This window comes from Nitrosomonas sp., from assembly GCA_016703745.1.
Taxonomy (GTDB): Bacteria; Pseudomonadota; Gammaproteobacteria; order Burkholderiales; family Nitrosomonadaceae; genus Nitrosomonas.
In genome coordinates this window covers 45,546-57,828 of record JADJBK010000004.1, presented here as the reverse complement: position 1 = coordinate 57,828, position 12,283 = coordinate 45,546, and the positions used below count along the sequence as shown (strand labels likewise).

General features: G+C 50.0%; 11 protein-coding genes and 3 pseudogenes. 9 read left to right on the top strand and 5 right to left on the bottom strand.

Annotated elements, in window-relative coordinates; translation table 11 throughout:
- Window positions 1-2: 2 nt before the first annotated feature.
- From ssb to IPG31_00625, 4 genes and pseudogenes are all read right to left on the bottom strand, one after another.
- Window positions 3-383 (bottom strand): single-stranded DNA-binding protein, encoded by a 381-nt coding sequence (gene ssb / locus IPG31_00640; GenBank protein MBK6616930.1) that lies wholly within the window; start codon window positions 381-383, stop codon window positions 3-5.
- 298 nt (window positions 384-681) lie between these two features.
- Window positions 682-1,566 carry a PD-(D/E)XK nuclease-like domain-containing protein gene (locus IPG31_00635; GenBank protein ID MBK6616929.1) on the bottom strand — a complete coding sequence of 295 codons (885 nt, stop codon included), beginning with the start codon at window positions 1,564-1,566 and terminating at the stop codon, window positions 682-684.
- A 325-nt stretch (window positions 1,567-1,891) separates the two neighbouring features.
- Window positions 1,892-2,977: pseudogene (locus IPG31_00630) on the bottom strand (transposase).
- Window positions 2,978-3,030: 53 nt separating this feature from the next.
- Window positions 3,031-4,258 (bottom strand): IS3 family transposase gene (locus IPG31_00625; GenBank protein ID MBK6616928.1). Its coding sequence is split into 2 segments (ribosomal slippage): window positions 3,031-3,964 and window positions 3,963-4,258, totalling 1,230 coding nucleotides; the frame shifts between segments, so codons are not numbered across the junction.
- 364 nt (window positions 4,259-4,622) lie between these two features.
- Between IPG31_00625 and IPG31_00620 the strand changes: the two genes are divergently transcribed.
- From IPG31_00620 to IPG31_00605, 4 genes and pseudogenes are all read left to right on the top strand, one after another.
- Window positions 4,623-5,255: a ParA family protein gene (locus tag IPG31_00620; protein MBK6616927.1), complete on the top strand. Its 633-nt coding sequence runs from the start codon at window positions 4,623-4,625 to the stop codon at window positions 5,253-5,255.
- A gap of 5 nt (window positions 5,256-5,260) precedes the next feature.
- On the top strand, window positions 5,261-5,554 hold the full coding sequence (locus IPG31_00615) for a hypothetical protein (GenBank protein ID MBK6616926.1): 294 nt from the start codon (window positions 5,261-5,263) through the stop codon (window positions 5,552-5,554).
- 120 nt (window positions 5,555-5,674) lie between these two features.
- Complete coding sequence (locus tag IPG31_00610) at window positions 5,675-6,001, top strand: hypothetical protein (protein MBK6616925.1); 327 nt, start codon at window positions 5,675-5,677, stop codon at window positions 5,999-6,001.
- 242 nt (window positions 6,002-6,243) lie between these two features.
- Window positions 6,244-7,439: pseudogene (locus tag IPG31_00605) on the top strand (replication initiation protein).
- An 85-nt stretch (window positions 7,440-7,524) separates the two neighbouring features.
- On the opposite strand, the gene tnpA reads toward IPG31_00605, so the two are convergent.
- On the bottom strand, window positions 7,525-7,941 hold the full coding sequence (gene tnpA, locus IPG31_00600; GenBank protein MBK6616924.1) for an IS200/IS605 family transposase: 417 nt from the start codon (window positions 7,939-7,941) through the stop codon (window positions 7,525-7,527).
- A gap of 21 nt (window positions 7,942-7,962) precedes the next feature.
- Between tnpA and IPG31_00595 the strand changes: the two genes are divergently transcribed.
- From IPG31_00595 to IPG31_00575, 5 genes and pseudogenes are all read left to right on the top strand, one after another.
- Entirely contained in the window at window positions 7,963-9,198 is a 1,236-nt protein-coding gene (locus IPG31_00595) for a transposase (protein ID MBK6616923.1), read from the top strand.
- 91 nt (window positions 9,199-9,289) lie between these two features.
- Window positions 9,290-9,787 (top strand): thermonuclease family protein, encoded by a 498-nt coding sequence (locus IPG31_00590; protein MBK6616922.1) that lies wholly within the window; start codon window positions 9,290-9,292, stop codon window positions 9,785-9,787.
- A gap of 83 nt (window positions 9,788-9,870) precedes the next feature.
- Window positions 9,871-10,506: a hypothetical protein gene (locus IPG31_00585; GenBank protein ID MBK6616921.1), complete on the top strand. Its 636-nt coding sequence runs from the start codon at window positions 9,871-9,873 to the stop codon at window positions 10,504-10,506.
- A 176-nt stretch (window positions 10,507-10,682) separates the two neighbouring features.
- Window positions 10,683-11,921, top strand: a complete 1,239-nt coding sequence (locus tag IPG31_00580; protein ID MBK6616920.1) for an IS701 family transposase — start codon at window positions 10,683-10,685, stop codon at window positions 11,919-11,921.
- Window positions 11,922-12,011: 90 nt separating this feature from the next.
- A pseudogene (locus tag IPG31_00575) lies at window positions 12,012-12,239 on the top strand (transposase).
- Window positions 12,240-12,283 lie beyond the last annotated feature (44 nt).

The following is a 12,283-nucleotide window of genomic DNA, read 5'->3' as shown; positions in this document are numbered from 1 at the left end:
TGTCAGAAAGGACCCGAATCATCAGCAGCGGTTTGTTGATTGCTGCTGTCGTTCTGCTTTTTGCCGTTTGGCAGCATTTTCATGCTGTCTGCGACAATTTCGGTCATGTACCTGGAATCTCCGTCTTTTTCGAAGGATCGCGTTTGCAGCCGTCCTTCGATATAGGCAAGTGAACCCTTCTTCAGATACTCACCAGTAATTTCAGCGAGCTTTCCGAAGAAAATAACGTTGTGCCATTCTGTTTTTTCCTGTTTCGCACCAGCTTTGTCTTTCCAGTTTTCACTGGTGGCAATGCGTGTGCGGGCAATCGCTTCACCTTGCTGGGTGTAGCGAATCTCCGGGTCAGATCCCAGATAACCAATCAGTTGCACTCTGTTTAACATGATTACTCCTTGATTCAGAAAAAGCCGGACATGACACTATTCCCAACCGGGAGCAGTGTTGACCCGGCAGGGTTTGAAAGAAACGCCCGGTTGCCCGGATGCCTAGTGATACGCTGTTTATTTCGGAAGGCCAGCTACCTTCATGTCCCTTGGCATAGCCAGAGAGAACAATCCTGTTTTCCTCAACACACCTTGATGCGCTCAGGAAAATAGTCATTGATAGCTATATAGCTATCAGGAAACCCCTACGCCGAAGCATAGGGGTGGGTGGTATAAATAAGATAGCTATATAGCTAGCTTAATCTTCTATATTGAAATTTGATGCCCAACGCGGCAAATCGATTTTTTCGATCTCGCCATTAGGCTGGTAGGAAGGGTAGCGACCTTTCTTGCGACACCACTGGAGTAATTCCAGTGATGCGCGATATTTGGCTCGACCAACCTCGATCATCTCAAGACTGGCCTCATAGACTGTCGTTGCATGTGGCGCATCCTTCTCCACAGCGACGAAGTAGAAACCAACTCTTTTGCCAGTTAGCTTTTCCAGTCCATCAATGTAGTAGGCTGCCTGCACGTCGTAGCCAAATGTGGCAATTGATTTGGCAAATCCTTCCCTGCTTGCATCGACACAGGTCTTGATGTCAACCAGGCTGGTAATGAGATCACCATTCGTTGCCAGAAAATCCGGGCGAAACTTGCAGGCAATGCCGGTTTCCTGGTCTGTCCAGAATCCAGACATTTCCGCCTGACCGCGCGCGAGTAGAAGTCTTGCCCCACCGTGTTCCTGTACCGATGAAATCATTTTCTCAACGGAATCCATATCACCAGGCGTCAGAGATGTTTTGCCAGCATTGGCTGCTTCCCATGCCTCAGCTTGAGCTTTACCGTCTTTGGTGCGCCGATCAAACTTAGGCGCGACGATATAGTTTTGCCTGAAAACATCTGGTTCCAGCAAGGCCGTATGGAAAGCACTTCCAAGCTGCATTGCGGGTGTCGGCTCACGTGGACTGGTCATGTAGTTGAAGTAATGCGCAGGTGAGCGCATTAATTTCAACAGACTTGAGTGTCCAACCGCCGGGTTACTGTGATATTCCTCCGCCGGTAGCGACTGAAGAATTCCCTGATGAGCGCTGTTATCAGGTATCGATTTTCTTGTGGATACTACGGATGATGATGTCTGCATGGTGGTTCTCCTGAAAACACGGAGACACCATGCCCCTGCGGGGATAATGTCCCCGTGGGATTGATGAGTGACAGACAGTAAAGCCCGTCAAAGTGATATAGAAACTGCTGCTTGTTTTGCTTCCACAGCTTGGAAGATCAGATCCTTTACTAGAAAGGACGAGATGAAATTATTCTACAACAGAATTTTTAATGTTTGCAGATTAATTGCACTCGATAGACAACCGTACAGGTTATTTATTGATAATTCCCAAAGTGAACTGCTCAAATTTCGGGCGATCCATTGACATCCTCACCTCCCTAAAGGAAGGTGATTCCTACGGTGCTCAAGCAGCTATTGCTTGAGTCGCTTCGGTGGGTTCCTGCTTCACGGAACGGCCTGACTGCACCGATTCTCCACAGGCTAACAAGCGGTATCCCCGCTCTAGCACGTTGATCGCACCGACTACATCGGCGTGATTTTCGTATCCGCAATCGACGCAAAGAAACGTTGCTTGCGTTTTCCGATTGTCTTTTGATACATGATGACAGCACGGGCAAGTTCGGCTGGTGTTATGGGGAGGCACGGCAAGCAATATCCCGCCATTCCATGCCACCTTGTAGTCCAATTGCCGCCTGAATTCGCCCCATCCTTGATCGAGGATAGAACGGTTTAGGCCGGACTTCTGCTTCACTCGCTTACCGTGCTGTTCGCTATTGCCCTTAGAAGACTTGGACATATTCCGTACTTGCAAATCCTCAATACAAACGAGCGCGTGGTTTTTGCTGATCGTTGTCGTGGTTTTGTGCAAGAAATCTTTTCTGGCGTTAGCAATACGGCTGTGAATCTTCTGAACTTTGGCTTTTGCCTTCTTCCAATTGTTGCTGAATTTAACCTTGCGGCTCATACGACGTTGGTAACGCGCGAGCCGTTGTTGGTGCTTCTTGAAGCTGTTTAACGGAGCGATATAGTTTTTATCGCTCATTGTGGCAAAACGGGCAATACCGACATCGATGCCAATAGCTGTTGTCGCTGTTGGCAGTGGTTGCTCTATTTCTCGCTGCGTCTGAATCGAGACGAACCATTTGCCTTGTTTGCCGGATACGGTGACGTTTTTCACAACGCCCAACACTTCACGGCTGTTGCGGTAGCGCACCCAGCCCAGTTTTGGCAAGAAAATTTGGCTATTGCCTTGGTCGAGCTTACAGCCTTGCGGATAGCGAAAGTTATCCGATTGGCCTTTCTTCTTGAAGCGCGGGAAGTCTGCGCGTTTCTCGAAGAAGTTTTTGTAGGCTCGCTCCAGGTCTTTAAGCGTTTGTTGCAAGGGTTGGGAATGGGTTTCAGATAGCCATTGCGTTTCGCTACTCTTCCGCCACTCGGTCAGATGTTTGCACAAATCGGCATAAGACAACTTCTTTTTGCCTTCTGCATAGTAAAGTGGACCCCGCAGTCAAGACAATAATAGATCGAATTTAAGAGGGCATCCTATTCATGCAGCGGAACGGCGCTGCCCCGATTCTTTGACTCTATTTTTGATGAAATTTTTTCTGTTTCGCTGTATTTGTCGATAATCTTTGCCCCACCTCCGCTCGCTGTCAGGTAAACCTCGTCCGGTGTGTGATATCCCAGTGACTGATGCATCCGTGTTGTATTGTAGAACGTAAAGTACTCTGTCAGACCAAGCATTAAATCAGTCATTGTTGCATACCCTTTCAGGTAAACATCTTCGTGTTTGACGCTGCGCCAGAGCCGTTCCACAAAGATATTGTCCGATGCTCTGCCACGCCCATCCATGCTGATGGTAATGTCGCGTGCTTTGAGTGCGCCAATGAAATCGTCACTGGTGAACTGACTGCCCTGATCGGTATTGAATACGTCAGGCACGCCATGTGTTTGCAGGGCCTGTTCCAGACAATCCACGCAAAATCGACTGTCCAGCGTGTTCGATAGCTGCCATGACAATACTTTGCGCGAGTACCAGTCAATGATCGCCACCAGATACACAAACCCTCGCGGCAGACGAATGTACGTGATGTCTGTGCTCCACACCTGGTTGGGGCGATTAATTGGCACGCCTCTGAGCAAGTACGGATAAACCTTGTGCTGCGGGTATCGCCGGCTGGTGTTTGGCCCCGGCGCCATACCCGCAAGACATAATATACCCATCAATCTTTGCACACGCTTGCGGTTGATTGCGTGCCCCAAACTTCGCAGATATTGCACAATCTTGCGGCTGCCGTAAAATGGGTGCCGTGTGTATTCTGCGTCAATGAGTTCCAGTAAAGCCAGTTCCTGCGCGTCCGGTTGCACAACCAGGCGTGGCGCATAGACAGTGGATCGCGCTACGTCGGTGAGTTCACATTGCCGCATCAGTGGCAATGGCGCAGTCGCATCGATCCATTGTTTACGCACCGCTATTGGCTGATCCAGGACTTTTTTTAAGCCAGTCCAATTCCATCTTCAATCGACCAATTTCCGAATACAGTCGCTCCGGACTCGATGACGGATCAACAGGCTTTAGCTTTACACCACGCCTGGTTCCAAACAGATTGAATGCCTGCTTTTGCAATTCCTTCTTCCACAAACCAACTTGCGTCGGATGCACTCCAAACTCCTGACCAATTTCGTTTACCGTCTTGATGCCACGAATTGCTTCAAGCGCTACTTTAGCCTTCAAATCACCCGTAAAATTCTTTCGCTTTATGCCAGTCATTGCCTGTTCCTTTTCTAGCAGGATACCATCTTAATTTGCTGTCCTGAAAGGAGGGTCCACTATAGCTGGCTTGCGCTATGTGCAACTGTATTACAACAAAACTTATCCCCCTTCAGGGTTTTGCGGTTTGGTTTCAACCGCACGTTTGGAGAGTGCGGCAATAGACAAGTGAGGGTAAGACTCCTATGTACGCACCGCAAATCTGCGCAGATCATTGCATCCTTGTCTCCTTTGATACCCAAAAATTTTTCTGTGAAAAAGATTTATTTCATCTCCTTATGATAGATAGCTAGCTATCTATCTATATAATCTCGATGTGTTTTGTGATAGCTATCTATCTAACTTAGCTCTGGAGAATAACGAAGTGACAATTTTTGCTGTGGTCAATACCAAGGGCGGCGTGGGCAAGACGACGACCGCTGTCCATCTCGCCACGATGCTCGCTCGGCAGGGCAAGACCTTGCTGATCGATGGCGACCCGCAAGCCAGTGCCGCGAGCTGGGCCGCGTGGCGGCGAGAAAATGAGAATTACACGCCTAGCCCAACGACAACCTGCCTAGCGGGTAAAGCAGTCCTGGCTGAAGGCAGACAGCTTGCTAGCGGCTTCGATCATGTGGTGGTCGATGCCGGTGGTCGCGACTCTGTGGGTCTGCGCTCCGCGCTGCTGCTAGCCCAGCGTGCGGTGATCCCGATTGGCGCGTCCAACCTTGATGCCGCAGCCATGACCGACTTGCTGACCGTGGTCGATCTGGCCCGTGACTACAACCCTGATCTCGATGTGCGGGTGCTGCTAACCCGTGTCGATCCGCGCACCAAGGATGCTGCCGAGATGCTGGAATTTCTGATGGAACAGGAGTTGGTCGTACTGCCAACCAAGGTCTGCGAGCGCGTGGCTTTCCGTCGCGCTATCGGTGAGGGCGCTATCGTGCAGGAGATAGGTAAGGATCAAGTTGCCATTACCGAGATAGAAGCCTTTTTCCGGGAGGCGACGGCGTGAAGAAGATGCGCGGAAAGCCCGACTTGGCGGGTATTGCTACCCCCCTGAAAGACCCGACTGCCTTTCTGGAGGGTGGGGCAGGAGATGTCGCGGACAATGTCCACCGGGATGTTTCCAAGCCTGATGCACCTACTGCAGATATGCCTCCTGTACCGACCGTCCAGAAGCTGTTTCGAATGCGATGGGACATTGCCAAAGCCCTTAAGGATGCTGCGAACTCGGAGTCAATGCCGGGCCATCGTGTGACGGAAACAGAGATCGTGGAGCGGTTGCTTAAGCAGCATTTCGGAATTGAGTGATAGCTATCTAGCTATATAGCTAGATAGCTATCTTATTCCTTGTTTGTCAGATACGCGGACTTTGTCTCGTATTAATGGAATAAGTTGCATATATGACATGGAGATGGTATAAATATGGCCATGAAAGGGATTAAATCAGCGGTTAGTCCAATGACATTGCGTGAATTGGTCGATGCCGGTGTCGTGACTGGTGCCGAGATTCGATTCGATGATGATGGCCAAGGCTTGGTCGGAGTTGTGCTCATCGGTGATGATGAGATTTTTCTCAGTACAGCGCGAGGCAATGGGCCTCGTTATTTCACCAGCATTGACGGTCTGGTGTCAGCAATGCTGGACTGTGGTATCAGTAAATTCAAGCTAGATGCGAGGGGCTTTGTCTCTCGCGGCAAGCAGGCATCAGCTCGGCGTGGATTTGGGCGAAGCACCCGAGGTAATCAGTCAAAGTAAATATTTAATCGTTCCCCGTGCAATGGGGATGAACCGGAGATGGCTATCGAGTAGCAACTAGGATTACAAGGCACTGAAAAAGCAAAAGCCCCGTTGGCGCGGGGCTTTTGCAACATTCCGGGGGCTTTGAGACGTAGAAGATAGGTTAGCCCTAGAAATGAGTCCTTAACAGCTCTCATTATACGTCCCAACCCCCCGTTAGGCAAGTTTTTGCCATCGTTTTTTGAAAGCGGCGGAGGGTTATGGCTCGGCAATCTACTATCGCAGCACGCGACGAAGCACCAACACAGCGGTTTTTTCAGGTCGGCACCGCCCTGAACCGTGTGCTGCTCGAAGCCCCGTATTTGTCACGGTGTTCTGACGACAAGACCGCCACGCGCATTCGTCCTCGCGAATACGCGATCCGCTACCCCTACATGCAGGTCAATCGGCCCGGCATGGTGAGCTGGCTGATCTTCGACCTTGATCATTCCAATGCGCTCATCTGGGAGGATGCGGGTCTGCCAGCTCCCAATCTAATCGTGCGCAACCGCCAGAGTGGCCACAGCCACTTGTACTACGCCATCCCCCTGTTTGCACGACTGAGAGTGCCAGACCCAAACCCATCGCCTACATGAAGGCGATCTATGAGTCATTCGCTGCGCGTCTGGACGCTGACACCAACTTCCACAGCGGACCGGTGGCCAAGACCCCTGGACATCCGTGGTGGCTGACGTGGGAGCTGCACAACCACGTCTATGAGCTGGGCGAGCTGGCCGACTATGTGGAGCTGGCCGTGCCCTCACCGTGGGGCAAGGGTCCGGAACTTGATGGTGTCAGCCATTCCCGCCACTGCATTCTGTTCGAGCACCTACGGTACTACGCCTATTCCATCATCAACCGCGAACGCAAGGAAGGATCATTTACGACTTTTACGCGCTTGCTGGAAGCCTACGCATACAACCGTAACAGCTTCCACAAGCTCGGCTTCACCGAAGACCTGCCGTTGTCCTCACTCCGGGCCACAGTGAAGTCCGTCGCCCGCTGGACGTGGGATCGCTACAGAGGCGATAGCCGCTGCCATAGAGGCGTGATGCAGCTCGACAAGGACTTGCCTCTAACCGAGCGGCAGCGTCTTGCCGCCATCCGCACGCATGAAGTGCGGCAAAAGAAAACAGAATCCAAGATTCGTGCCGCGTGCCGCCAGCTCCAGCAGAAGGGCGAAGCACTCACGCAAGCTGCTATCGCCCGCGTAGCACACCTTTCACGGCAGACAGTAGCTGCCTGCAAGCAGGTACTGACGGAAATGATCAAGCCTGTGGTTATCGCTGTGCTGGAGGTGACTACTGCACCGAAATCTGATGTTAAATATGGTGCACATCAGGTAACTGCTCCCTCTTCTGCTGTGTTTGATTTGGGTATTAGCGGCTTAGATCTGGAGCCGGTTGATTCATCGTAGTGCTGTTTGGGTTGGCTTTTGTTTTTGAGTAGCCCTGCATTGTTTAATAGAATGCGCGGACACCGCAGGTGTCCATGTTGTTAGCTTACTCAGGTGTTTGCTGTTGTTCTATATATTGGCGAATGATGGCAATCGGTGCGCCGCCGCAAGAGCCTGCAAAATACGATGGCGACCACAATGCACCTCCCCATAGTTTTTTGCGGATACAGGGATAGTTCTTTTTGCGAATCATCCTGCTGGACACCCCTTTGAGGCTGTTCACCAGTACCGATACCGCTAGCTTGGGGGGATAGTTCACCAGGAGATGCACATGGTCATGCTCGCCGTCGAATTCAACCAGCTCCGACTCAAGGTCGGTGCAGACACCAGCGAAGATGCCGCGCAGGTCGGCAATTACCTCCTTGGTGAACACACCACGGCGGCATTTCGTCACAAAGACCAAGTGAATGTGCATCTTGAAAACGCAATGCCTGCCGTGTCTTATTTCGTTGTTTTTCTCCATAGACCGAGTATAATTCAAAGCATGAAACGCTTGCAAGCCTACAAATTTCGTATTGAGCCAAACGGCGAACAACAACGCGCCATGCGTCGTATCGCAGGTTCCTGTCGGTTCGTCTGGAACAAGGCGCTTGCACTGCAAATAGCCAATCACGAAGCAGGCGAAAAGTTCATCAATCATTTTGATATGTGCAAATGGCTTCCGGTCTGGAAAAAAGAAACTGATACCTTGTGGCTCAAGGAAACGCCATCGCAGCTATATCAAGTCGTGCTCAAAGACCTGGCGCGCGCTTACAAAAACTTCTTCGAAAAACGTGCCGACTTTCCATCCTTCAAAAAGAAGGGTGTTAGCAGTAGTTTTTGCTTCCCTCAAGGATGCGAACTCGATGCTGGCAATAACCGCATCAAGTTTCCCAAGCTGAGCTGGATTCACTATCGTAAGAGCCGCGCTATCGAGGGTGTAATCAAAAACATCACGGTGTCCTGTGTCGCTGGCAAGTGGTACGCCAGCATTCAGACCGAGCGCGAGGTTGCAGAGCCAGTGCATCCGTCTACGTCTATTGTTGGCCTCGATGCAGGCGTTACGCTGTTCGCTACACTCTCCGATGGCATGATGTTTGAGCCGGTCAATGCTTTCCGCAAGAACGCCGTAAAACTGGCAAAATACCAGCGTTGTTTGAGCCGCAAAATCAAGTTCAGCAGCAACTGGAAAAAACAGAAACAGAAAATATCACGATTACATCAACGGGTAGCTCATACTCGGAATGACTTTCTCCACAAGACTTCTACTGTCATCAGCAAAAACCACGCGATGATTGTTATCGAAGATTTGAAAGTCACGAACATGAGCAAGTCGGCAGCAGGCACCATTGGTGCACCAGGGCGAAGTGTCAAAGCCAAGTCCGGCCTCAATAAGTCGATTCTCGATCAGGGCTGGGGTGAGTTTCGCCGCCAGTTGGAATACAAGCAAGCGTGGCGTGGCGGTGATGTACTTGCCATCAATCCGCGCAACACCAGCCGGACGTGTCCGGCCTGCGACCATGTATCTGCCAAGAACCGCAAGACACAATCCAAGTTTGATTGCGTCGAATGTGGGTATGCAGAAAATGCAGACCTCAATGCGGCCATCAATATTCTAAGGGCAGGACATGCCCGGCTCGCCTGCCAAGTGAACGATGCAGTAATGTCGTCAGCAACAGGAACTCACCGAAGCCATCAATCCCATTCCGGGGTTGAGGCAGCAGGAATCACCTTCCTTTAGGGAGGGGAGGATGTCAACTTATATCCAAAATAGTCGATACCAATAAAAAGTGTCTCTATCTTCATAAAATATAAATGAGTAGGAGAATTTGTTGAATCTCAAAAATTTCAAGCAAGTTTTATTTCTTGTTTTACTATGCGTCGCGCTCTTACCGTTACCCGCAGCAGCTCAGGAACACATTGGGCGAGTGGTGGGTGTGTCAGATGGAGATACGCTAACAATCCTGGACAATCGAAAAAAGCAAATCAAAGTACGGCTCGCTGAGATCGATACACCCGAATCAGCCCAGCCTTATGGAAAGCGTGCAAAACAGGAATTATCCAGGATTGTCTACGGTAAAACCATACTCGTCAAAGTACGGGATATAGATCGCTATGGGCGTACAGTTGGACGAGTCTATGCAGGTGAAATCGATGTAAATGCAGAAATGGTTAGACTTGGAGCTGCCTGGGTATATCGAAAATATGCCAAGGATCAAAATCTCTATGCTCTGGAAAAACAGGCCAGGAAGAATGGATCGGGGATATGGAGTCTACCGGAAGCTCAGAGAATTCCACCATGGGAATGGCGACAGGCAAAAAAAAGATGATTTACTTTTTTTTCTTTATAGCTGGTTTGTTTTTTTCAGATCCAGCTCATTCAAACGAAGCTCAGAAGTGGATCATAAAAGGCATGGAGCCTGGCGGCATTTCAATCATCGGTGAATACCATAAGCGACCTGAATCAGTCCAGTTTTTCCAGTCCGTAATATCCAAATATTTGCAGCAGGATAAATGCCTGGTTGTTGCGCTTGAGATTGCCAGCAATCAACAGATGATTCTTGATGGGATCGTAGAAGGCAAGTCAACGGTTTCTGATGTCGAAATCCCCTCCATAATCGATCACCCTGCTTTTCGTGCGATGATCAATGATCTGGCAGAAGTGGCAAGAAGAAATGATTGCCTAAAAGTGATTGCTATTGATGCCGGAACGGATATAGATATTAGGCGTGATGAGTGGATGGCCAAAATATTGGCAGAGCAGGTAAATCAGGCACCCATATTGGCTTTGTTGGGGAATCTGCATTCCCTGAAAAAAGTCGAATGGAATTTTGAAAAAACTACTCCTTATGTCGCAGAGATTCTTGCATCCCTGAATCATCGAATTAGAACTTACCCACAAGCCTGGGTGGATAAAACGTGTAGTGCTCATAGCCAGTTTATTCCATCAAATAGGAAAGAGGCCGTCGAGATTATCAACAATAATTTGATCTCTCTGCTTAATTCTACTTTGTCAGATTCAAATAATTCCAATGAGGCATCCAGTTGATGTATAATAAGTCATTGTTTTATATATGTTAATCACGATCATGTCGTGAAAATACTAAACAGTCTCTCAAATCTGCCCTACAGGGGCTCCCAGAAGCGCTTGGCGCGCATTTATCTTCATTTTCATCATTTTTCGTCTCCTCGACGCGCGATGCAACAGCGACGTTTTATGGTTATCTGCGTGGACTGTTTCAATCCGATCGGGCGACCATGCTGCGCATGGGCGAAGTAAACGAGGTTGATCACCAGGCTATGCAACACATGCTGACATCTGGTGCAATTGATTGGCATGGATTTGGTGCACAGATTGCGCGTGAAGCGGACGCGCTATTGGGTGGCGACAAAGCCACTTTGATCATTGATGAGAGTGGTTTTGCGAAGAAGGGTGAAGCCTCAGCAGGGGTTGCGAGGCAATGGAACGGCCGTCTGGGGAAGGTAGACAATTGCCAGGTTGGCGTATTTGCCAACCTGTGCCGGGACAGCATGGCAAGTTTGATTGATGCGCACCTGTATTTACCGGAACACTGGGCGAATGATTCGGATCGTTGCAATAAGGCAGCGATACCTGAAGCGCACCAGCGCTACCAAAGCAAATGCGAGATCGCGTTATCGATGATTGAAAAAGCGCTGCAACATGGTGTGCGCTTTGGTTATGTGGCCATCGATGCGGGTTACGGCAAGGATGCTGCCTTTTTACGGGGCGTTGATAATCTTGGTTGCACATTTGTTGCAGATGTTCATTGCAAGCAGATGATCTATCTTGAAGACCCAGCGCCGCACATTCCAGATTGGAATGGCCGTGGCAGGCGGCCAACACACATGAAAGCACAAAGTGAAGCAATACGTGTCGATCAATGGGCATCTGAGCAGCCGGATACAGCATGGCGGCACATCAAGCTGCGCGAGGGTGAAAAAGGCGCGCTTGAAGCGCAATATCTTCATACACTCGTTTGGGTATGGGATGGCACCGAGCCTCAAGCGCGCCGATGGCATTTGTTGGTCAGGCGGGAGATTGGCGCACGCGAAATATCGCACTACTGCCTATCCAATGCGCCATTTGAAACACCATTGCAGAGGCTGGCGCAGGTGCAGGCACAGCGTTTCTTTATCGAACACAGTTTTCATGAGGCAAAGAGTGAATGCGGCATGGCCGACTATCAAGTACGCCGATGGGATGCATGGCATCATCACATGGCTTTGGTCATGCTGGCAACGCTCTTCCTGGTCAAGCAAAAAATGCAGGGCAGAGAGCAATGGCCGATGTTATCCGTCAATGACTTGGTAACAGCATTAGCTCATATGCTGCCTCGAAGACAGCTCACAGCCGAGGAATTGGCTGAAATTATTCACAAGCGGCATCAGAGGAGATCCAGCGCAAAGCAGTCTTCTGTCAGGCAAAATAGGGCTCTGGAATAATCTGACAAAGTAGAATTAAAGAGCACAATTTCGTATCGTTTTTACGTCTACACGCTGATGCGCGAAAGGCGGCTATTTGCTTGGTCTAGAACGGATTTGTGTGCCGAGGAGATACTGCATCTGTATGCACGCCGCTGTGGCATCGAACCCTTGTTTCACAACCTGAAGCGCTGGTGGGGCGTGAACAATTTGTGGCAGCAGAAACGCACGGTGCTGGAGTTATGGATGCAGATTCGCTCGACGGCGTGGACATTGGTTCAGCTATTGAGTCTGGTTGCGGAAAAAGCTTTCCCTGTCGATGTCGTGGCACCATGGCGCTCCGCTATATGGGAACCGAACTGCATCTCGCGTTAGTAAATTGA